We start from the raw sequence: 23,608 nt of genomic DNA, 5'->3' as shown, positions 1-23,608 counted from the left end.
AAAGGGGTTGAAGGATGAAGATCTTTGGCTGATTGGCACAAAATACTAGCGGCCAGATTGCGATCGCTCTCGTTTCCCGATCGTGCCGCGCGTGACTCCTAGTTGGCTGGACAGTTGCAAATCTTGCCAAAGTTCAGTGCCGGAAATTTCGCCCCGCAGGAGTTGTTGATAGCGGGCGATCGAGTGACTGACCCGATCGGGCGATTCATTTAGAAACTCCAACCGGAATCGCCGGGCCCCGGATGCGATTAACCGTTGCACCACCTCTGCACCCGTCTGTGCCACCCCATTAAACACCGTGTTTCGACAGCCCGCATCAGCCTGTAACCGATGCTCCACCCCAGCTCGATCGCGCAGGGTAACCGTTTGTTTTTCGCAGGGACGACCGCAGTTTGTGTGATCGGTTCCGGTGGACAAAAAAGCACAGAAAACGCAATGCTCCATATGGAACATGGGCATATGTTGATGAATCGTAATTTCCAACCAGTCGGGAGGACAGGCTTTCAGCAAATCGACCAATTGATCGGCATTTAAATCGTAGGAGGCTGTGAGTCCGGCCAGTTGAAATTCTTGCTGAAAATAGCTAGCAGCGATTGGGTTAGCCACATTCAGCGAAAAATCTCCCATGCAGCGATCCTGGGCAAAGAAGCTGAGATGGTCATAATTTCGCACCAAATAGCCATCCGCATTGCTGTTGCGAACTTGCTGCAAAATCCAGGTTTCACCGGTTTTGTAAATCCGAGGGGGCGCAACCCAAAGGGTTTGTTGATCCGATTGTTTTTGGGTGCGAAACCATTCCACCAGCGATCGATATTGACGCGGATCTTCTAATTCGCAATAGAGCCGATCGATCCCGGCGGCCATGGCGCTGGCCAGTTGGGCCCGGTTGCGCACCAAAACCGACAGTTGGGCCGGCTTTGGAGCCGGTCGATCGCCCATGGCGGGCCAAAGGTCTCGCGATCGCGCCGTGGCGTGCAATGTCCAACGGGGCGGTTGGGCCCGCTGCTGTTCCAGTTGGGCCACCAAGTCTCGCCGCATTCGGTTTAGCTCGCTGGCGGGCAAAATCACCTCGCCACTGAGTTGTTGCTCAAAGCGATCGAGCCGAAAAGCCGTATTGCCCAGCCGGCCAAACTGGTCTTGCAGCCGCTCGGCCGTGAGGGGTTGGCGCTCTGCTGCCGCCAGGGGCATGGTGGACACCACTTGGGCAATGTGGCCCAACTCATCCCGGGCGATCGCGGTGGCGGGCTGACCCAGCACCCCATGGAATTCAATGGCGATCGGGCGCTGAAATTTGGGTTGCTCGCCCGCGTAGGTTTGGCGCACCCGCTTTTCCAGTTCCGGATCGGAAGTTTTCCACAGCCGATCGCCCGATCGCACCCGTCGCAAATCCAACTTACTGAAGCGATCGACCCGCAACCCCCACAGCTCGCCCGATCGTCCCGGTTCCCGCACCTCACAGATGCGGCCGCCCTGTTCGCCGCCGGGCCCGTCCAGGCCAATGCCATCGCCAGGGCTGAGGTGCAAACCAGTCGATCGCACCCACAACCAATCGCCCTCCACCCGCACCACTTCGCCCAAATAGGCCCCGCGCTTTTTGGCATATTCCCCATGCACCAGCGCTTGATTGTTGATGCCCTCAAACCAGCCTGTGAATAGACCACGAGAAAAGGACATTTCCAATTCGTAGCGATCGGCCGACTCAGCCGATCGCGGTGCTTGTGTCTGCGATCGCGATGGAGCAAGGGGCTGAATCGCCGGGTCTACCCGACCGGCCACGGCGGCCACCGCCCGATCGAGCGCTTGGCGATAGATTCTTGTGGTGCTGGCCACATATTCCGGCGCTTTCAACCGGCCTTCAATTTTCAGGCAACTGACCCCCGCCGCCACCAACTCCGACAGCACCGGCAACCCAGACAAATCCTGGGGACTGAGCAGATAGTCCCGATCGCCCAAATCCACCACCTGTCCATCGGCCACCAACTCATAGGGCATCCGACAGGCCTGGGCGCATTCCCCCCGATTAGCCGATCGCCCACCCAGCGCCTCACTAGTCAGGCATTGGCCCGAATAGGCCACACAAAGGGCCCCATGCACAAACACCTCCAGCGGCAAAGACAAGCCCCGATCGCCCAACTGGGTTTGAATTTTCTCAATTTCCCGAATCGAACATTCCCGCGCCAACACCACCAACTGGCAACCCAAATTCCGCGCAAACGCCACCCCCGCCGCACTGGTGATCGTCATTTGCGTTGAAGCATGGATCGGAAAATCCGGCGACAGATGCCGAATCAACCGCACCAACCCCACATCCTGCACAATCGCCGCATCCACCCCCGCCGCAATCACCGACTTCAGGTAGCGCTCCGCCTCCGCCAGCTCATCGGTGAAAATCAGCGTGTTGATCGTCACATAGCCCTTCACCCCGCGCCGATGCAGCCAGGCCATCAGCTCCGGCAAATCCGCTTCCGTGAAGTTTTCGGCCCGCATTCGCGCATTGAAGCGATCGAGGCCGAAATAAATCGCATCGGCCCCGTTTTCCACCGCCGCCTTCGCACAGTCCCAATTGCCCGCCGGAGCCAACAACTCCGGCCACCCCAAGGGCTGCGAAGCTGTCACCACATCCTCTGGGCGCTTGGAGCATGGAACATCGGATTGCTGAGCGTCGGGCAACGAAGAAAGCATGATGGGGGTTGAAAGCTGCTGATGGATTCGTTCAAGAGGTTCACTAACCAGTATCAGGAAAAAGTACCGCAATCGGTATGTTGGGATGTTGGGCGGGCAGTTCCCGCTGAAGTCCTGCGGGCGCGATCGCGGTGGGCTTGCGTGGGCTGCAATCACCTTTCGCGGCCCTCAGTTTCGTTGAATTATTTTCAGTTGCATGGAAGTTGTGCAGAGTGGCATGGTGTGCAGAGTTGCGTGGAAGCCTGAAATGGGCTAGGCATGATGGGTTAGTGATCAACCGTGATCAATCAGCCGCCCTGATCAGTCACCTCGATCAATCTGTTTGGATTAGTCTGTGCTAATTAGCCTGTGCTGATTAGTTCATGCCGACCAGTTCATACTGATCAATCTGTCCGGGTCAGTTAGTCTGTCTTAGTCAGGTTGTTCTGAGAATTCTGGCAGCGGGTGCAGGTTCTGGTTCGATCGAGCCGGTGTTTGCTCCCCTGGCCCAGATCGATCGTTTGAAGTCCCTAGCGTGTCAATTCCTAAATAGCAGCAATGGATCGCCTAAGCATCGTGCAGCCTTTCGGTATTTTGGACGGCAAACAAGCTGGCCCCTTCCGTCAAGAAGTGAGCGATCAGGTTCAATCAGGAATGCAACATATCCTGGTTGACTTTCAAGATGTGTCTTTCATGGATAGTTCGGGACTGGGGGCCCTGGTTTTAGCCTTGAAAACGGCTCGATCGGCCGGAGCCAAGCTTTATCTTTGCTCAATCAATGACCAAGTGAAGATGCTGTTTGACCTGACAAGTATGGATCGGGTATTTGAAATCTATCCCGACCAGGAGTCGTTCATGGAGCATTTCAATTCCCTTTAAAGTTCGATTGAAGGCTCGATCGCCCCTGGGGACTGGCAGTGAGTTATGGGCGAAAATCCTATGAATCTGCAAGATCCCTGTGCAATGCTAGGCATCAACGCTGTGGCGGAGTCTCCAAAACCAAGGCGGGCGGATGGGGCGATCGCCCATGTGGCCCCTCCACAAAGCCCCAGCGAGGGCCGGTATAGATTTGCATCTCTAGTGAACTGCCGGTGAATCTTTGGTGAACCCTGGAATTTGGGACACCAACTTGCAACCCTAGGCCGAAACACTGGATTTGAGCATTTGCATCGGCCCTAGTTCAACTAGCGGAATGAAAGCGCAGTCATGAGTTGGCCAGACTGGACGAGTTTGATCGTAGGGATCGGCATTGGGTTTTATGGGGCGCTGCGACGCTCAACCAGTCCGGCATCATCACCAAAAACAACCGCATCGCAAGTCTTATCAGTCGCGCCCATGCAGCCGATCGCGGCGGGAACCAATCCTGGGATCCATGCGGAAATGGCTGAGGTTGCAGCCAACTCACTGGATGCCGAAAAAGATGTTGAAAGTGCCGATGCCAGTGCCGATGCCGATGCCGATGCCGATGCCGATGCTCAGGATGCTGAGCCATCCAACACCGAGCCATCCAACATCGATCAAGTCCAAAACACCAGCCCGCCAAATGCGGACACTTCAGCCTTAGCTGCTGCCTATCATTTGGCGAAACAGTGGGGTGCGTTTCAGGCGGGATTTTTGGCCCGGACAGCCCATGAGTTGCGATCGCCCATGAGCAGCGCGATCGGGCTGCACCAAATGATTTTGAACGATCTGTGTGATGACTTGGAGGAGGAACGCCAGTGCGTGGCCGATGCCAACCAAGCGGCTCAACGGATGGTGAATTTGCTCGATCGCCTGATTGAAGTGTCCAAATTTAATAGCGGAGCCATTGAGCCAGATTTTCAGGTTGTTGCCCTGTCCCTCATTTTGGATGACGTGGAAGGGTTGACCTATTTACAGGCGGCAAACCGCAACATTGGCTTGGATTTTGAGGAACCGCCCGAGGTGGATGTGTGGGTGGATTCCAAACGAATGCGCCAGGCCTTGGCATTGGTGGTGGATGGTTTGATCACACAGCTTGCCCAGATTGGCGACAAGGGGCCAATTACCCTGCGCACCTCCGTGATTGAGCAGACGGTTCAGATTCAAATCCAAACCACCTGTGCGCTGGAAACCTGGAGCGACCCGATCGACTTGATGGATCCGGGAATGTCCGTTGCCCACAGTGTGGCCGATCTGCGGGCGATGGCGGCCCACAGTCAGCTATCACCGATGATGGGCCTGTGGGTGGCTCAGTTGGCGATCGAGTCGATGGATGGGCAATTAACGGCTACTTCAAGCGAAAACGGCATGGAACTGCTCTGCAAGGTTTCCTTGGCTTAGGGGAATTTGGGCTAACGGCGATCGAGAGATTCCCGCAATTCCACAGGGGCTTCCAGTAATTGCAGCGTGGCCCGCTCGGCATCGATCGCCACCGGAATCCCGATCGGGAGGGTGAGCTTGTCGGGCACATGGCCCAGGGCCAACCCCTGCCAACTGGGAATTCCCAAGGGGCGAATCCAATCATCCAGCACGCGGTTAAGGGAAAGGGCCGGCTCCCGATCGCCCGGACTCTCGCAGCGCGTGCATTGGGCAAACACGAACCCCGCCAACTGATCCAGCAAACCCGCCAGCTTCAGTTGCGACAACAGGCGATCGACCCGATAGACCGGCTCGCCCACCTCTTCCACCACCAAAATTTTGCCCGCCCACTGGGGAAGATAGGTGGATCCCACCATGGCCGCCAACACCGACAGATTCGCCACCACCAAGGGGCCCTGGGCTTGGCCGGGGTGAATCACTCGGTGGGTTTGCTGGGGCGGATTTTGGAGGGTGGCCGCTGTCCCTGCCATCAAAACCTGTTGCCAAGCGGCCGTGGAAAACGCATTCCAGCGAGAAGCGATCACGGGGCCATGGAACGTGACCAAGCCCGATCGCTCGTAATAGGCCAACAACAGGGCGCTGATGTCGCTGAAGCCCAGGAGAATTTTGGGGTGCGATCGCGCCAACTCCCAATCCAGCAAGGGCAAAATCCGCGCACAGCCCCACCCACCGCGCGCACAAATAATTGCCGCCACTTGCGGATCGGCAAAGGCCCGGTTTAAATCCGCCGCCCGATCCCGATCGCGCCCGGCCAAGTAACCATCTCGATCGAATAAATGTCGCCCCGGAACCAGCCGAAATCCTTGCTGAGTCAACCACTGCCAGCCCTGCTGTAGGTCGGCTGCCGAAACGCGCCCCGCCGGAGCCACAATCGCGATCGTGTCGCCGGGTCGGAGCGATCGCGGCCGCAGCAGAGGCCGCACCGGGTTAGCCGTTGGCAATGGCGACAAGGGAGAATCTGCCGCCCTGGCCAGCGATCGGCCGTCGATTTGCGTAGCCAGGGCCAGAGCACCCAAACCCCTAAGCCAAAACCGGCGCGATCGCCCATGGTTGATCATCATTAATCGCTTTTTGAAAAAAGTTATGAATAGAAATGAGAACGGCTCCGCAGCCTGCTCAGTAATTCATTTCATAATTCCATGATCATCCATTACCCAGTCCTGGCTCCAGACAATCTTTTGTTAAGCTAGACTGAGAATTAATTGCAATAATGCTAGGCTCATACTTCAATTAAAACGCCGATTATCCGGCCGAGGTGCGATCGCCAGCAGTCATCAGCAATCCTCGATCGACCCACCATCCCAGGCGCTCAGTGCCCTCGGGGTAGACCCTGGAATTGGGTCACGACAACAGCCGATCTCCCTGCGCAGACTGACAACCACCCCGAACCGGATTTTCATCAACCCGACATTGCCAGCTTCCATGAGACGTTTGACCCGCCGCGCCTTTTTGGCGACCAGCTCAATGGCCACCGCCGCCGTTGCGATCGCCCAGGGTTGCACCCCATCTTCATCCACTTCCAACAACGCCAACGGCAGTTCCAGCAATGGATCCAGCCAAAAAGTGTTGCGGCTCTATTCCGGCCGTCACTACGACAGCGACAAGGCTGTTTATGAAGGATTTGAACGCAAAACCGGCATCAAAATCGAATACATCTCCGATGATGCCGACAAGCTCATTGAGCGGATCCAAGCAGAGGGCAGCAACAGCACAGCAGATCTGTTGTTAACAGTGGACGCGGGGCGATTATGGCGGGCTTCGGCAGAAGGGTTGTTTCAGCCGGTGACCCCCACCCAGGCCCCCAACCTTTACAGCGCGGTTCCAGAAAATTTGCGCCACCCGGAAGGCCAGTGGTTTGCCCTGTCGAAGCGGGCCCGCGTGATTATGTACAACAAGGAAAAGGTGCAACCCTCGGAACTCAGCACCTATGAAGCGCTGGCCGATGCCCGGTGGCGCAGCCAAATTCTGGTGCGCACCTCCAGCAACATCTACAACCTGTCCTGGGTGGGCGAAATGATTGCTGTCCATGGCGAGGCCAAGACGGAACAATGGGCCCGCAGCATGGTGGCGAATTTTGCGCGGCCACCGGAAGGCAATGACACGGCGCAAATCATGTCCTGTGCGGCGGGTATTGGTTCGATCGCCATTTCCAACACTTACTATTTGGTGCGTTTGGCCAAGTCCACCAAACCGGAAGAGCGCACCGCCTTCCAACGAATTGGAGTCTGTTTCCCAAACCAGGGCGATCGGGGAACCCACATCAACATCAGCGGCGTGGGCCTGGTGAAAAATGCTCGTAACCCCGAAGGGGCGATTCAGTTCATGGAATATTTGCTGAGTCCCGAAGCCCAGGAACTCTTTGCCAAGGGCAACCACGAATATCCCGTGCTGAAGGGTGTGGCGCTGGATCCAGATCTGGCCAAGCTGGGCACTTTCAAGGAATCCACCGTGAGCGCCACTACCTTTGGCCGCAACAACGAGGTGGCGCTCAAACTGCTCGATCGCGCCGGTTGGAAGTAACGTTGCCATGGGCCAGGAACCCGCTCCCCGATCGCTTCCTCTGGTTTTGAGCGCCTTCGAGCCTCAGACCCTGCGGGGGTGGTCATGGGTTCATGGCCACTGCCGCTCGATCGCCCAATCAAATTTACTAATTAACTTAACTTATTAAATTGATCCATGAGATCCAGTCATCGGATCAAAAATCCAGCGTGCCTTGTGCAAACTGCCACGAAATCGTTTCAGTAAGTCTTTCAGTAAGTCACTGAATTTTGCTAACTAGTGAGCTATTGTCGATCGCTCAGTTGCAGCTTGCATTTGCCAAGCCAATTCATACTATCTCCGCAGGTGCAATGTAGCTTTTTTAGCCAGGTTGCTGAGGCGGAAACTCATAATCCCTAAAAATTGATTCAAAACTTAAATTTGCAATGTAAAAAAAGTTACAAGCCTGTCTCGATTAATAGTGAATCTGTTGATCTCGTCAGGGCAAAATCTTTAGAAAATATTGAAGAAATATTACAATTATCTGAGAAAGCATCTGAAATTCATTCAGAATCATTTCGTTCAATAATGACAGTCATCTCACTTTCTTGATCAAAATCTGAAACGAGACAATGAAGGTTTTTGTTTACAGTCTCGGTCTCTCAAAATGGCAAAAACCCTGATCAAGCTAAATGAGAATTGGTTTAGTCAACGCTCATTTTAAAAGCCAGTTTGGTTAGGAGTGAGGGATGGCAAATCAAAATTTTTCTTTATACTAAAGCAGTAACTAGGACAGTGACCTAAACTCAAGTTTCGGGCTTCTGATGAAATTCCCGTAACACTACTTCCCCTGAGTCTGAACCCATGACGAGTGCGCCCGGTTCCACCAACCCAGCGATCGCCCATCTTCCGGCATACCAGATTCTTGAGCTGATGTATGAAGGCACAAGAACACTGGTCTATCGCGCAGTGGAAAAGGCAACCCAGCGATCGGTCATCATTAAAGTTCTGTCTCAGGAATATCCAAGTTTTGCAGAATTAGTCCAGTTTCGCAATCAATATACGGTCACTAAAAACTTACCTATTGATGGTATTGTTCACCCCCTTAGCCTCATTCCCTACGGCAATGGATATGGGTTGGTTATGGAAGATTTTGGAGCAATTTCCCTTGCTCAATATCTTCAAGATAATACAGTCACTTTTGTTGAAATTCTAGGAATTGCAGTTCGTTTGGTTGAAATTCTCCATGAATTGCATCAATATCGGGTTATTCATAAAGATATTAAACCAACCAATATTCTCATTGACCCCACTTCCAAGCAAGTCAAATTAATTGACTTTGGAATTGCTTCTCTGTTGCCGAAGGAAACGCAATCCCTCCAAAGTCCTAAAAGTCTGGAGGGAACCCTCGCCTATTTGGCTCCAGAACAAACGGGGCGCATGAACCGGGCGATCGATTATCGAGCTGATTTTTACGCCCTAGGAGTCACGCTCTATCAAATGTTGACGGGGGAATTACCGTTTAAGGGTCAAGATCCGCTGGAGCTAATTCATTGCCACATGACGCAAATTCCGTCAGCGGTGGATGTGTTGAACCCTCAGGTTCCTGGCATGGTGGCGGCAATTGTCAACAAGTTGATGGCCAAAAATGCGGAGGATCGCTACCAAAGTGCCTTGGGGTTGAAGCATGACCTGGAGCATTGCCTCAACCAATATGCCCTTCAAGGACGGGTAGCGGTTTTTTCTTTGGGCGATCGGGACTTGAACGATCGATTCCTGATTCCTGAAAAACTTTATGGTCGCCAAACAGAAGTTCAAGCCCTTTTAGATGCGTTCGATCGCGTGGCCCAGGGAGCCTCGGAATTAATGTTAGTGGCGGGATTTTCCGGCATTGGCAAAACCGCCGTGGTTAGTGAAGTCCATAAGCCGATCGTGCGGCAACGGGGCTACTTCATTAAGGGAAAGTTTGATCAATTTAACCGCAATATTCCTTTTTCGGCTTTTGTTCAAGCGTTTCGAGATTTGATGGGGCAGCTTCTCTCAGAATCTGACCAACAACTTGCCCAATGGCGCACGAAAATTTTGACGGCCCTGGGAACCAACGGGCAGGTACTGATTGACGTGATTCCTGAGCTAGAGCGGATTATTGGTTCGCAACCACCGGCTCCGGAGTTATCCGGCGCGGCGGCTCAAAATCGATTTAATTTGCTCTTTCAGAATTTCCTCCAAATCTTTACCCAAGCGACCCATCCCCTGGTTTTATTTTTGGATGATTTGCAGTGGGCTGATTCGGCCTCTTTGCAACTGATTAAGATTTTGATGGATGGTCATCCCTATCTTTTGCTATTGGGAACCTATCGAGACAATGAAGTCTCGTCTGCCCATCCGTTAATGCTGACCATTGAGGAACTGAAAAAAGCAGAGGTCACGCTGCAAACAATCACCCTTGCTCCCCTAGGGTTTCGCGATACTAACCAGTTGGTGGCGGAAACTTTGCATTGCGGCTTGGATCGATCGCGCTTGCTGACGGAGCTAATTTATCTGCGTACTCAAGGTAATCCTTTCTTTACGGCCCAATTTTTGAAGGCTCTCAAAGAAGATGGCTATATTTTGTTTGACCGAGAGCAAGGCGTTTGGGAATGCGATTTAGCACCCATCAGCACCCTGTCTTTAACGGACAATGTGGTGGAATTTATGGCCTTGCAGCTTCAGAAGTTGCCTGCGGTTACCCAAGGGGTTTTGAAGCTAGCCGCTTGTATTGGCAACCAGTTTGATTTGAGCACCTTGGCTATTGTTTCTGAACAGTCAGAAACGGAGACCGCCGCAGCCCTCTGGAAAGCGTTGCAAGAAGGATTAATTTTGCCCCAGAGCGAGGTTTATAAATTCTATTTGGGTCAAGAAACACCAGAAACGACAGAAACAGAAACCACAGTGAGCGATCGGGCTGTTTATCGCTTTTTGCACGATCGTGTTCAACAGGCGGCCTATGCCTTGATTGATGACGACCAAAAACAGGCAACCCATCTTTGTGTGGGTCGGTTACTGTTGGAGCAACTTTCAGAGCGCGATCGGGAAGAGCGGATCTTTGAAATTGTTAACCACCTCAACGTGGGTCAAGCGCTCATTGCAGCGCCCAACCAACAGCGAGAATTAGCCCAATTAAATTTCTTAGCCGGTTGCAAGGCCAAAGCCGCCACCGCCTATGCCGCCGCATTGACCTATATTCGCACGGCGATCGAGTTGTTACCGGAGGCGATCGCCCAAAAGGACTATGACCTCAGTTTTAGGCTCGATAAAGAACGGGCAGAAATTGAATATTTGAATGGCAACCTGGAAGCAGCAGAAATCTGGATTCAAAGAGCCTTGGGCAAGGCGAAAACTTCCTTAGAAAAAGCCGATGTTTACAACATGTCGATCTTGCAATATACCTTGCAAGCCAAATATCCCGAAGCGATTCAAGCGGGCCGCCAAGGCTTAGCCCTCCTGGATATTGATCTGCCTGTTGATCACTTGGAAGCGGCCCTAGCCCAGGAATTAGGCCAAGCAAAAACATTAGCCAATCATAATTCCTTTGAGGTGCTGACTCAGTTGCCGATCATGACTGAGCCGGAGCAAAAAATGGCGATCAAGCTGTTAATTAGCATGGGGCCGCCCACCTATCGCTCCCATCAACGGCTGTGGTCAGTCATTTGTGCCAAGGCAGTGAATCTTTGTTTGCAATATGGCAATACACCGGAAATTGGCTACATCTACCCGGCTTTTGGTGGACTGCGGGGCTATGCCTTGAATAACTATCAAGGCACTGATCAATTACTGGATATTACCCTTCAGCTAATTCAGGCCTTTAATAATAAGTCCGCTGAAAGTGTGGCTTATTTGATGATTGGCAGTTCCTTACGCCATTGGTCAGATCCCCTCAAAATCGCCACGGAAGATTATCTATCTTCCTATCGAGTGGGGCTGGAATCGAGTAATTTGCAATACGCGGCCTATGCTTTTGGTCACAACATGTATTGCCGGTTTTATCAAAGCCTGCCCCTAGATCAACTATTTGATGAAATTACAGAGTATTTAAACTTCAGTCGCAAGCATAAAAATCAGTGGGCGATCGATCTGATGTTAGGGGGTCTGTCGGTGGTTGCCAATCTCCTAGACCCGGAGTATGACCCAACGGATTTATCGATCGGCTGGGGCAAAATTCAGTCAGAGCTAGCCTACTTAGAGCAATGCCGGATTCACAAAAATTGGCAAGTTATTTGCATTTTCAATATCCTGCGTACCCAAGTTCTTCTGATTTTTGATCAACTGGAAGAAGCCTATTATTACGGTCAGCAGGCGGAATCAGAAATTATTAATGTGGCTCCTCAGGGGCTATTGCCCTACGTTCATCACTGCTTTGTTTATGCGCTGCTCTTAGCTGCTCGATATGAGCAAACCCCTGAAGAACAAAAAGCCAGGGATTGGACAACCATCATTCGCTATCGTGATCAGCTCAAAATTTGGGCCGATAATTGTCCCGAAAACTTCTTGCACCTTTACTTTTTGGTGAAGGCGGAAACCGATCGCCTCACCAATCAATATCCTGAGGCGATCGAGTCCTATGATTGGGCGATCGCCAACGCCAAAGGCATGGGCTATCTCCAGGAAGAGGCCCTGGCCAATGAACTGGCTGCGAAGTTTTATATGAGTTGGGGTAAAGAGAAAATTGCCGCCGTTTACCTCCAGGAAGCCTACTATTGCTATGCCCGCTGGGGAGCCAAAGCCAAAATTCGAGATCTGGAAATTCGCTATCCCAAATTGTTGCGACCAATTCTTCAGGCGAGTTCCACCTCGGTTGACTTTCTCAACACGTTGATGACCCTTACTTCGGTTAACCCGACCATCCACAGCAGTACGCGCAAAAGTGCTAGCAGCGCTCGGCTTAATCAAACCTTGGACTTTGCTAGCATTTTGCGAGCGTCACAGGCCCTTTCTAGCACTATTCAATTAGAAGAATTGTTGGGTCAACTCACGCAAATTATTTTGCAAAATTCCGGAGCAGAACGCTGCGTTTTGGTGTTGGCTGATGATCGTGGAAGCTGGCAAGTGCGTGCTACGGCCACACTGAAATCAACCCAACTGGGAAATGATCCTTTAACCGATCATAGTCAAGTGCCGGCCAAGCTCATTCGGTATGTAAAAAATACCCAGGAACTGATTGTTATTGATGATTTGGTTACGGATTTACCAGTAATCGGAAGTTATTTAAATCAACACCAACCGAAGAGCGTCCTCTGTTTGCCTATCCTGAATCAGGGGCAATTATTGGGTTGCTTATATTTGGAAAATCGGCTAACTGCTGGAGTTTTCACCAATGATCGAGTGATTATTCTCAACTTCCTTTGCACGCAAGCGGCCATTTCTCTCAACAATGCCAAGCTTTATCAGCAGGTACAACAGTCTTTCACGGACTTACAGCAAGCACAATTAAAGCTAGTTCAAAGTGAAAAAATGTCGGCTTTGGGAAGTTTAGTGGCAGGGGTAGCCCACGAAATTAATAACCCGATCGGCTGCATTATTGGCAACATTGACGCAACCCAAATCTATATTGAAGATCTTCTGAGCTTGCTAGATCTCTATGCTCAAGAGTTGCCGAATCCCAGCGCCCAAATTCAAGCGGAATTGGAAGCGGTGGATTTGGACTATGTGCGCGATGATGCCATGCAACTGATTCGGGCCATGAAGGAAAGTGGCGATCGAATCCGTGCCATCAGCAAGAGTTTGAGAACCTTCTCCCGAGCGGATACGGAAAGCAAGCAATTGTTTGATGTGCGTGAAGGCATTGACAGCACGGTTTTGATCTTGCGCCATCGTCTGAAGGGCAATGATCACCGACCAGCGATTCATGTGGCCACCAATTACGATCCAGTGCCCGAAATTTATTGCTTTCCAGGGCAACTGAACCAGGTGTTTATGAATTTGTTAGCCAATGCGATCGATGCGTTGGATGAGGCCAGTCAAGGGCATAGTTTTGAAGCATTAACCGCCGCTGCTCAGGCAATTTCCATTCGCGTCACGTCCGACCAAGCAACTGTTCAAGTCACGATCGCTGATAACGGGGTGGGAATTCCTGAGGAAATTATCGGCAAGATTTTTGACCAGGCGTTTACGACTAAGGCAGTGGGTCGCGGAACGGGGCTAGGATTGGCGATCGCCCGCCAAATTGTGGTGGATATCCATGGGGGCAGTTTGGAGGCGAAATCAACGGTCGGTCAGGGGACAGAATTTGTGATTGGCTTGCCGATCGAGCGTCCCAATTAACCTGTAATCAATTGCGCATCGAATGCATGGCTCATCGATCGCCCCCATGAATCGTTTCGCCCCAATGGATAGTTAATGCGATCCAGAATCTTAGCCAAGAAATTGGATGGCCCCTTGGCGCAATACTTCCCAGCCCGTCGGCCCCCAGCGCACCACGGTGGATGGTTCGCCGGAACCCACTTCCGAATCGCCCATGGCGGCCACTTCATCGGGGCTGAGGGTCAACAGTTCGGGAAATTCCCGGTTAATGTCCGCGATCGTCCGCAGGGGAGGTTGCCCCGATCGATTCACACTGGTGGTGAGCAGCGGCCCCGTTTGGGCCAAAATCGCCTTGGCCACTTCACAGGCGGGAACTCGCAGCCCGATCGAGCGTGTGGGGCCCAAGATATCGTTCATTGGCGGCAGGCGATCGCTCTGGGCAGGTAACACAATTGTTAAGGCTCCTGGCCAATAGTCTTGGGCGATCACCTGCCATTGGCCCAGATCGCCAGCCCGATCGTCCACATAGGGCCACAAATCCGCTGGCTGGGCCCCCATCAAAATCAGAGGCTTTTGGAAATCACGCTGCTTGGTGGCATAGACCGCCGGGGCCCGATCGGGCCGAGCCGCCAGGGCCGGAACCGTATCCGTAGGGAAACTGGCGAGGGCGGTTCCTGTCCGCAAGCCGGTGATTAGGGCTGAGAGGGTGACTTGGGGCACGCTGAGAACTCCTGGTGCGATCGCAACAGTTGGCCAAATCGGCGAGAAATGACAAGAAATTGGGAGAGATTAGGAAAAATTAGGGTGCGAGAACTGCGGGCGCTTGGCGCAACCGGGGGCAACCTAGCCGCTGCATCAACCCCTAAACCTCATCATCTTCGTCATAGAACCGGGTGGAAAAAACAGGTTCAGACATCTTGCTCGTGGGAATCAGGGGCGGCTGTTCTGCGTCGAGGGAGTCTAGGGCCGGCAAATCAACCACCGTGGGAATGATCGGGGGGTCGGTGGTCGCGTCCTTTTCCACATCCACTAGGGCATCCAAGTCCCGATCGGCTACCGTAACGGCAAAGTTATCCCGATCGCCCACTTCATCTTGATCGAGCGGCTCTTGATCAAGCGGGTCGATCGCCGGGGGATTGAGCACCTCGGGGAGAGTTGGCGGCTGCGGTGGGTTTGGCTCCGAATCCGTCGCTTCGTCGGGATGCGCCGTGGGCCGATCGCTGGCCCGTCGAAACACCAAGTTGGTTTGACCATTCACCTCGATCGCTTCCACCTCGATCGTGTCGCCTTCGGTGAATGCGCCGGCCAGGATTTGATCGGCGATCGGGTTTTCCAATTCCTTTTGGATGGCTCGCTTCAGGGGGCGGGCCCCATACACCGGGTCGTAACCCACATCGGCAATGTAGGTTTTAGCTGATTCAGACAGGGCGATCGCAATTTTTTGATCGGCCAACAATCGCTCAATTCGCTTCATTTGAATGGACACGATTTGGCGCAAATTCCCCTTCGAGAGGGCTTCAAAAATAATCGTTTCATCCACCCGATTCAAAAACTCGGGGCGGAAGTGCGATCGCAAAGCCTTCAACACCCGATCGCGCATTTCGTCATAGCCTTCCTCTTCCAGGCTAGATTTCAGAATATGCTCGCTGCCCAGATTACTGGTCATGATCAAAATGGTGTTCCGGAAATCCGCCACACGCCCTTGGCCATCCGTTAAGCGCCCATCATCCAGCACTTGCAGCAAGATATTAAAAATATCCGGGTGCGCTTTTTCCACTTCATCAAACAAAATCACGGAATAGGGATGCCGCCGCACCGCATCGGTGAGCTGGCCACCCGCTTCATAGCCCACATATCCCGGCGGCGCACCCACCAACCGCAACACATTTTGCTTCTCCATATATTCGGACATATCAATCCGAATCATGGCATCTTCGCTATCAAATAGTAGCTCCGCCAAGGCGCGGGCCAATTCTGTTTTGCCGACCCCCGTGGGTCCCAAAAACAGGAAGGAACCGATCGGGCGGCCCGGGTCTTTCATGCCAGCGCGGGCCCGGCGAATGGCGGCGGCCACAGCGGTGATCGCCTCCTGTTGGCCAATCACGCGATCGTGTAAATAGCGCTCCAGTTGCAGCAGTTTTTGGCGCTCCGATTCCATCAACCGATTAACCGGAATGCCGGTCCATTTCGCCACCACTTCCGCAATATCCGCTTCCGTGACCTGCTCTCGCAACATGGGCACGGCCATTTGCGTTTGGATGGCCAACAATTGGGATTCTTTGGCGGCTCGTTCCTCTTGAATACGCTCTAGGTCGCCATACTTAAGCTGAGCTGCCAAATTGAGATCATAGTCCCGTTCCGCTTGTTCAACTTGTTTTTGCAGGGTGCTTTCTTGCTCTTTCAAATTGCCAATTTCATCGAGCAATTCTTTCTCGCCCCGCCACTGTTGATCCAGCTCCGTTTGTTGACTCTGAAGGGTGCTAATTTCAGCTTCAATGCGCAGCAGTCGATCGCGCGAGGCTGTTTCGCCCTGCAAGGATAACCGCTCCATTTCCAATTGCCGCAGCCGCCGTTCGATCGTCTCCAGCTCCACCGGCTTGGAGGTGATTTCCATTTTTAATTTGGCGGCCGCTTCGTCCACCACATCGATCGCCTTATCGGGCAAGAATCGATCGGGAATATAGCGATTAGACAGTTGGGTGGCCGCCACCAACGCCGCATCGGAAATCTTCACCCCATGGTGAACTTCGTAGCGTTCCTTCAGGCCACGCAGGATCGAAACCGTCACGTCGATCGTCGGTTCTTCCACCAAAACCTGTTGGAATCGCCGTTCTAGGGCCGGATCCTTTTCCACATGGGTGCGATATTCATCGAGGGTGGTGGCTCCAATGCACCGCAGTTCCCCCCGCGCCAACATGGGTTTCAGTAGGCTGCCCGCGTCCATGGCGCTGCTTTGGCCCGATCCCGTGCCGATGATGGTGTGCAGCTCATCGATGAACAGCACCACGGAGCCGCCCGAGTGGGTCACGGCCCGCAAGACCGATCGCAGTCGTTCCTCAAATTCCCCCCGAAATTTGGCTCCGGCGATCAGGCTGCCCATATCCAGCACAATTAACCGCCGATTTTTGAGGGATTCTGGCACATCCCCATTCACAATCCGTTGGGCCAGGCCTTCCACCACGGCGGTTTTGCCCACGCCCGGCTCCCCAATCAACACCGGGTTGTTTTTGCTGCGGCGTGAGAGCACCTGAATCACGCGGCGAATTTCCTCATCGCGTCCAATCACCGGATCTAATTTGCCGGCCCGGGCTTGTTCGGTCAGGTCGCGCCCAAAGCGCTCCAGGGCTTCCAGGGGATCTTCTTCTTTGCTCACGCTGTCGCGGGCGGGGCCAGTGGCTTCGGCCGATCGCTCCTGGGCCTTGATGGCGCTGCGAATTTCCCGAATGGCCGCCTCCACATCCTGGGGATCGACCCGTAGCGATCGCAGAATTTTGCGCCCCACCCGATCGTCATCGGCAAAGGCCAACAGCAGGTGATCAATGCCAATTTCCCGATCGCCCCAGGATTCCCGAGCCACATCCGCCCGATCGAGCAGGGCATCTAACCCCCGCCCCAGATAGAGCTGGTCACCCGCGCCGCCCCGGGGTTGCCGCTGGCCAAAATTTTCCAACTGCCGCGCCACCTGGGCCGGATCCAGTTGGGCCCGCTCCAACACCACCGCCGCCGTGTCGTTAATCTCCAGCAGAGCCAAGATCACATGCTCCACCTCCAGGTTCTGCTGGCGCATCCGGCGGGCCACTTCTTGGGAATTAACGATCGCTTCCCAGGCTTTTTCGGTGAATTGATTGGGGTCGGTGGGCTGCATGGATGGCGCTAGGAAAAGTGAGCATGGCCCGATCGTAGTCGATCGGGAGTGCCTACGAGGACGTTGGCTATTTTAGGGGTTAATCAACAGCCTGAAGACAAGTTTGGGCGAGCTGCTCCGCTTGGGCCGGGTCGATCGACTCAGGCATTGCCAAGACCTGGCCGTTCAGACCGCTCCCTTGCCAATAGTCCACAAACTCCGGCGCAGCATCGCAGAGGATCCAGCGCGAGGGCGTTGCTTGGCCATAGGCGGTGATGGTTTCGATCGCCAGGGAAAACCCACCGGCCTTGAATTTGGGGTTCAAATCCCCGTCATATTCAAACTTGCTCAACATCAACTGCACGGCCCGCAAGGCTCGGGCATCAAACCCGGGAGCATCGGTCAAGGTACGGGCCCGAAACACCGGCCGCAAGGTTCGGAAAGGAATGCGCACCGTTTGCCAAATGTTGTAGACCGTATCAAAAGAGGCGCAGTAGCCAATGCCGTCCCAGCGGGATTCCGCGCGCAAAATCAGCTTGTAGCGTTGGCCATCACCCTTAATGCGCAATTCCAACCCCTCAAAGGCCAACAGATTAATCGGTTCCTGAAAATTGCGGGTGCGAATGGAGGCGAACCCCCCGGAATTGTCGGTGGAAACATTGCCCGCAAACAGGCCATACCCATTAAACAGACGCAGATCGCTGCTGCTGACTCCGCCCATCACCACATCGTCGATCGCCCCCCAAACTTGGGCCAGTTCGGGGCTGGGTTGCCGAAAGTCACAAACCATTTGCGGCGATCGTTGGGGCGCTCGGGTCGCTTGAGCCGCGCGATCGACCCAGGCTTCGGGGGCCGCCGCTCCAAAAATCAGAATTGCCGCCGCCTGTTCGATCGGCGCTTCAGCCCATTGCTCAAGGGTCAGCCAATGGAGTTGGGGATCGGCCGGGAGCCGGGCCCGATCGACTCCCAAGGCCCAAACCTGATAGTTCCGTTGCAGGAGCAAGCGCACCACCCGCCGGCCCACATCCCCACAGGCCCCCCACACCAGGGCGATCGGGCGCGCAGTCTGGGCTAAAGACGGTTCCATCCAATCCACCTTGGCCTGTGTCCCCATCAGTTTTTGTACCCAACCAAAATCACCAATCACGGGAAACACCCCAAAATAGCGCAGGGTGCTGACGAATCGATCAAATGCCCAAGTTGCCATTGGTTTGCGTGGGGTGAATCAACGATTTAGGAAACAATTGGAAACGATTTAGGAAAAGACTCGATGCAGTGGACTGATTGATCCTGTGAACTGTATTGATCCTAATGATTTTCCCCAATGCTTTGCGGAACCATGGGCCGTGATTTAGCCCAATCGATGGCGCAACCAAAGGGCCATGAGCGGCAAAGCCACCCGATATCCCAAATCGGGCCCGTAAACCAAGCCCTTTTGTTGCAAGCTGGCCAGGGCCCCTTGCAGGCCGCCCCCCCGCGAAAGGCGGTGCTTTTGGACATATTCCCGCGCATGGGGGCGATCGGTCGGATCCAACGCCAAACTTTCCAACAGCCGCACTTGGGAATCAGGCAGCAACAACAGCAAGGATTCAAACGTGGCCGACAAGTCCTCCACTAACCCGATCGCCGCGCGATCGACCTGCTCCGCCGTAATCGCCACCGGGGTCGCCATCGATCGGCCCCGTTGCCCCGCCAACACATCAAGCCAAATTCGCCGGGCCAGGGCGATCGACTCGCCAAAATGTCCCCCCGCATTCAGGGCAAACCGTCGAATCGCCTCTGGAGTCCAATGCAACCCCAGCCGATCGCTCCGTTCCCGCAACCAGGGTTCCAACTCCGCCGCCGACAGGGGAGGCAGCAACAAAATTGCCAAATTGTGATCGGTGACCCACTCATCGGCCGTTGTCGCAATCAGGGCATAGCTCACTCGGGTTTGTCGCTGAATTTCGGCCCGCAAATATTGCTCCCAGCGCCCGTCACGATCCCATGACCTAAGGTGGGGTAAGTTTGCCAAAACCATCACCACCCGATAGTTCAGCCCATCGGCTAACTGTTGGGGCAAGGCCAGCAAAGATTGAAAACTCGCCCATCGATCGGCCGTGGGCGGCAACCGCAGTTCCGGCCGATGACCCCAGCGGATGGCGGCCCCCATGGTTTCGGCCCACCGTTGCAGGGTTTGGCGCTCCCGTTCTTGGCGGCAGGCTTGCAAAATACCCGTGGCCAAGCAGTCCACCAATCGCTCCGGACTCACGGCCCGCAAGCAATCAATTTCCATGACTTGGGCCCCCAAGCTGGCGGCCGCATAGGTCAAAAGGGTGCGCCGACCAATGCCCGGCACTCCGGCCAACAGCACGTCGCCATCCGCTTGCAGAATTTGACACAACTGCTCCCGATCGCTCACGCGGCCCACCAAATAGGGCGGAATAAAGGGATTCAGCGGGGGGCGATCGGGAAATGCATTCGCAGCCGCCACGGGCGAAAGGATGACCATTTTCACAACCTCAGCCAAACCAGTGACGGACTTCAATCAAGATCGATTGCGATCCTGATAGCACTATATAATAGTGCCAGCCGATCCCGCTGACTCATCTCGCCTTAGGGGATCGCAATTTTTAGCGACCAACGCGACCAAAGCCCATTTGCAAATTTTCTGATCCCAAACCCCGCGATCGCCCACCATCCCACTAGAGCGATCGGGTTTGGTCACCCACCCCCTCCAGATCTATGACTATTGACTCTCCTGCCCGCACGGCCACCCCCAACGCGGCGGCAGCCAAGCCCGTGGCCTGGCATTCCCTGGATCCACAAGCCGCGATCGAGCAGTTGCAAGCCCGACCCGAAACCGGCCTCAGTTCCGCCGAAGTGCGCGATCGGCTGGCCCAATACGGGCCCAACGAACTTGATGACGGCGGTGGCCGCAGCGTTTGGGAAATTCTGTTGGGTCAGTTTGGCGACATCATGTTGCTGATGCTGATCGGGGTTGCCTTCGTGTCCGCCGGCCTGGATTTGTTTGAAGGTTGGCAAAGCACCCAACAGGCCAACCTCAGCTTGGCGGAAGGCTTCCAACAGGGCAAATTTCCCTTTCCCAAGGATGCCTTGGCCATCTTTGTGATCGTGATTTTGAACGGCACGTTGGGCTATTTGCAGGAGAGTCGGGCCGAAAAAGCCCTATCCGCCCTCAAAAAATTGTCATCCCCCCGAGTTCGGGTGCAGCGAGATCAGCAAATCTTGGAAGTGGATGCCAAGGAACTGGTTCCCGGCGATGTGATGTTGATTGAAGCCGGAAACCAGGTGGCCGCCGATGGCCGAATTCTGGAACTGGCCAATCTGCAAATTCAAGAAGCCGCCTTGACCGGGGAAGCCCATGCGGTGGATAAGCAGGTGAATTTGACCCTGGATCCGGAAACGTCCCTGGGCGATCGTCTCAACCTGGTGTTTCAAGGCACGGAAGTGCTTCAGGGCCGCGGCAAGGTGCTGGTTACGGAAACCGGGATGCGGACGGAGCTGGGCAAAATTGCCACCATGATCCAGTCCGTGGAAGCGGAAGAAACCCCCCTGCAACAGCGGATGGAGCAGTTGGGCAAGGCCCTGGTCACCGGCTCCATGGTGTTGGTGGTGCTGGTGGTGGTGGGTGGAACCTTTGCCCTGGGCTGGGAAAACTTCCGCAAGCTGTTGGAAGTGTCCCTCAGTATGGCGGTGGCCGTGGTTCCGGAAGGATTGCCCGCCGTGATTACCGTGACGCTGGCCTTGGGAACGCAGCGGATGGTGCGCCGCCATGCCTTGATTCGCAAGCTACCGGCCGTGGAAACCCTTGGCTCAGTCACCACCATTTGTTCCGACAAAACCGGGACGCTGACCCAAAACAAGATGATTGTGCAGGCCCTGGAACTGTGCGATCGCTCCGTGCGGGTCACGGGCCAAGGATACGAACCCTTCGGCTCTCTGCAACCGGTGGATGGGACGGGCCCAGTGGGTGAGCCGATCGCCGCCGAAACCTTGGCCCAGGAAGCGCCGGACGTATATTTGCTGCTGTCGGCCTGCGTGCTCTGTAACGATGCCATCTTGCAGTGCGACAAAACCGTGACCGATCGGGGCAAGTCGCCTTGGATGATCATTGGTGACCCCACCGAAGGAGGGCTGTTGGCCCTGGCCGGCAAAGGCAACCTGAGCCAAGAAGAGTGGACGAAGCGCTATCCCCGCGCCGCTGAAATTCCGTTTTCGTCCGATCGCAAACGGATGAGCGTGTTTGTGCGCACCGATCAGGCCGGGCCCCTGTCGTTGACAGCCATCACCGGCCCCGCCAAGGTTTTGATGGCCAGCAAGGGATCGCCAGAATTGTTGCTGGAACGGTGCGATCGCGTCCAAAGCGGTGTTGAGGCCCGTCCCCTGACCCCAGCCGATCGAGCCGACATTTTGGAGCGCAATAACCAACTGGCCAGCAAAGGACTACGGGTCTTGGGCTTGGCCTACAAACCCTTGGATCAACTGCCCCCCGAAGCCAACAATCATTCACCGGAACCGAACGGCTCCGCCACCGACCCTGAACAGAACCTAATTTGGCTCGGATTGGTGGGCATGATGGACGCGCCGCGCCCGGAAGTGAATGAAGCCGTGGCCCGCTGTCGCATGGCTGGCATTCGCCCAATGATGATTACCGGTGACCACCAACTGACCGCCAAAGCGATCGCCCAGGAGTTGGGCATTTCCGCCGAGGGCGATCGGGTCTTGACCGGCACGGAACTGGAAAGGATGACCCAAGGGGAACTGGAAGAAGCCGTGGGCCGCGTTTCTGTCTATGCCCGCGTTTCCCCAGAACACAAGCTGCGGATTGTGAAAGCCCTGCAACACCAAGGCAAAATCGCCGCCATGACCGGCGACGGCGTGAACGACGCGCCCGCCCTCAAACAGGCCAACATCGGCATCGCCATGGGTATCACCGGCACTGATGCCAGCAAAGAAGCCAGTGACATGGTGCTGCTGGATGACAACTTCGCCACGATCGTTGCCGCCACTGAAGAAGGCCGCGTTGTTTATGACAACATTCGCCGCTTCGTGAAATACATCCTCGGCTCCAACATCGGTGAAGTGCTAACGATCGCCAGCGCTCCTCTGATCATCCCCATTTCCCAGGTGGGTGGCGATTTGGTGCCCCTCACGCCCCTGCAAATTCTGTGGATGAACTTGGTCACCGATGGGTTGCCGGCCTTGGCTCTGGCAATGGAACCCGCTTCCCCGGACGTGATGCAGCGGCCACCCCATGCCCCCCACGAAGGCATCTTCGCGCGTGGATTGGGGGCCTACATGGTGCGGATCGGGATTGTGTTTGCGGTGGTCACCATCGTTCTCATGGTTTGGTCCTATAACTATGCCCAAGGAACTGACCACCCCGAAAGCTGGAAAACCATGGTCTTCACGAGCCTTTGCATTGCCCAGATGGGCCACGCTTTGGCCGTGCGATCGGACACGAAGCTGATTGTGGAAATGAATATGTTCTCCAATCCCTATGTGCTCTGGTCGGTGACGCTCACCACGCTGTTGCAACTGGCGTTGGTTTACCTGCCGCCGCTGCAATCTTTCTTTGGCACTTCGGCGTTAGATTTCACGGAACTGCTGGTTTGTCTTGGCTTCAGCGCCCTGATTGTGGTTTGGATTGAGGGCGAAAAGCTGTTCCTCCGTTGGTTCTGGAACAAGCGCTAGGCGATCGGCATTCAGCCGCAAGCAGTGAAATTACTGAAATCACTGGCATGAGCATGATGGGGGGCGATCGCTCCCCTTTTTTATGGCTTGTTTTTAATGGCTTTTTGATGGCTGGTGGCGATCGAGGCCCAAAGCGCGATCGCCGCGAACAGAATCACCTCCCTGAAGACAGCGGCCGGTGATCAAAAGATTGCTAAATGTAACGCGATCGAGCCAGTCTTCAGGTCTGCTGAACTGAAAGTTTAGATTTCTTTATCAATTCATGGCCAATCACTGACATTCCTGATCATCATCTCGTCAGCAATCTTG

General features: G+C 54.6%; 12 protein-coding genes. 6 read left to right on the top strand and 6 right to left on the bottom strand.

What is annotated here, in order from left to right; translation table 11 throughout:
- Positions 1-45: 45 nt before the first annotated feature.
- Entirely contained in the window at positions 46-2,682 is a 2,637-nt protein-coding gene (locus tag H6G52_RS07065; RefSeq protein WP_190527351.1) for a U32 family peptidase, read from the bottom strand.
- 537 nt (positions 2,683-3,219) lie between these two features.
- Between H6G52_RS07065 and H6G52_RS07060 the strand changes: the two genes are divergently transcribed.
- Entirely contained in the window at positions 3,220-3,540 is a 321-nt protein-coding gene (locus tag H6G52_RS07060; RefSeq protein ID WP_099535598.1) for an STAS domain-containing protein, read from the top strand.
- 456 nt (positions 3,541-3,996) lie between these two features.
- A complete protein-coding gene (locus H6G52_RS07055; protein ID WP_190527349.1) occupies positions 3,997-4,962 on the top strand; it encodes a sensor histidine kinase KdpD in 966 nt (321 codons plus the stop codon).
- 11 nt (positions 4,963-4,973) lie between these two features.
- Here the strand turns inward: H6G52_RS07055 and H6G52_RS07050 are convergent, their stop codons facing one another.
- A complete protein-coding gene (locus H6G52_RS07050; protein WP_190527347.1) occupies positions 4,974-6,062 on the bottom strand; it encodes an LD-carboxypeptidase in 1,089 nt (362 codons plus the stop codon).
- 361 nt (positions 6,063-6,423) lie between these two features.
- Here H6G52_RS07050 and H6G52_RS07045 point away from each other — a divergent pair, with 361 nt between their 5' ends.
- The 3 genes from H6G52_RS07045 (at position 6,424) to H6G52_RS07035 (ending at position 13,779) form a co-directional block, all read left to right on the top strand.
- Positions 6,424-7,521 carry a Fe(3+) ABC transporter substrate-binding protein gene (locus H6G52_RS07045; RefSeq protein ID WP_190527345.1) on the top strand — a complete coding sequence of 366 codons (1,098 nt, stop codon included), beginning with the start codon at positions 6,424-6,426 and terminating at the stop codon, positions 7,519-7,521.
- A 7-nt stretch (positions 7,522-7,528) separates the two neighbouring features.
- A complete protein-coding gene (locus tag H6G52_RS07040) occupies positions 7,529-7,669 on the top strand; it encodes a hypothetical protein (RefSeq protein ID WP_190527343.1) in 141 nt (46 codons plus the stop codon).
- Between the two features lie 674 nt (positions 7,670-8,343).
- Positions 8,344-13,779, top strand: a complete 5,436-nt coding sequence (locus tag H6G52_RS07035) for an ATP-binding sensor histidine kinase (RefSeq protein ID WP_190527341.1) — start codon at positions 8,344-8,346, stop codon at positions 13,777-13,779.
- Between the two features lie 90 nt (positions 13,780-13,869).
- On the opposite strand, the gene H6G52_RS07030 is transcribed toward H6G52_RS07035, so the two are convergent.
- The 4 genes from H6G52_RS07030 to H6G52_RS07015 all read right to left on the bottom strand — a co-directional run bounded on the left by H6G52_RS07030 (position 13,870) and on the right by H6G52_RS07015 (position 20,093).
- On the bottom strand, positions 13,870-14,478 hold the full coding sequence (locus tag H6G52_RS07030; protein WP_190527339.1) for a Sua5/YciO/YrdC/YwlC family protein: 609 nt from the start codon (positions 14,476-14,478) through the stop codon (positions 13,870-13,872).
- Positions 14,479-14,620: 142 nt separating this feature from the next.
- Positions 14,621-17,623 (bottom strand): ATP-dependent Clp protease ATP-binding subunit, encoded by a 3,003-nt coding sequence (locus tag H6G52_RS07025; protein WP_190527337.1) that lies wholly within the window; start codon positions 17,621-17,623, stop codon positions 14,621-14,623.
- Between the two features lie 79 nt (positions 17,624-17,702).
- Positions 17,703-18,809, bottom strand: a complete 1,107-nt coding sequence (locus H6G52_RS18500; RefSeq protein WP_190527335.1) for a CIA30 family protein — start codon at positions 18,807-18,809, stop codon at positions 17,703-17,705.
- Positions 18,810-18,953: 144 nt separating this feature from the next.
- Complete coding sequence (locus H6G52_RS07015; RefSeq protein WP_190527457.1) at positions 18,954-20,093, bottom strand: ATP-binding protein; 1,140 nt, start codon at positions 20,091-20,093, stop codon at positions 18,954-18,956.
- Between the two features lie 233 nt (positions 20,094-20,326).
- Between H6G52_RS07015 and H6G52_RS07010 the strand changes: the two genes are divergently transcribed.
- Entirely contained in the window at positions 20,327-23,299 is a 2,973-nt protein-coding gene (locus H6G52_RS07010; protein ID WP_190527333.1) for a cation-translocating P-type ATPase, read from the top strand.
- Positions 23,300-23,608 lie beyond the last annotated feature (309 nt).

The sequence above is a fragment of the Limnothrix sp. FACHB-881 genome, from assembly GCF_014698135.1.
GTDB lineage: Bacteria > Cyanobacteriota > Cyanobacteriia > CACIAM-69d > CACIAM-69d > CACIAM-69d.
The sequence above is the reverse complement of the archived record's forward strand: the minus strand, read 5'-3'. Positions and strand labels throughout refer to the sequence as shown.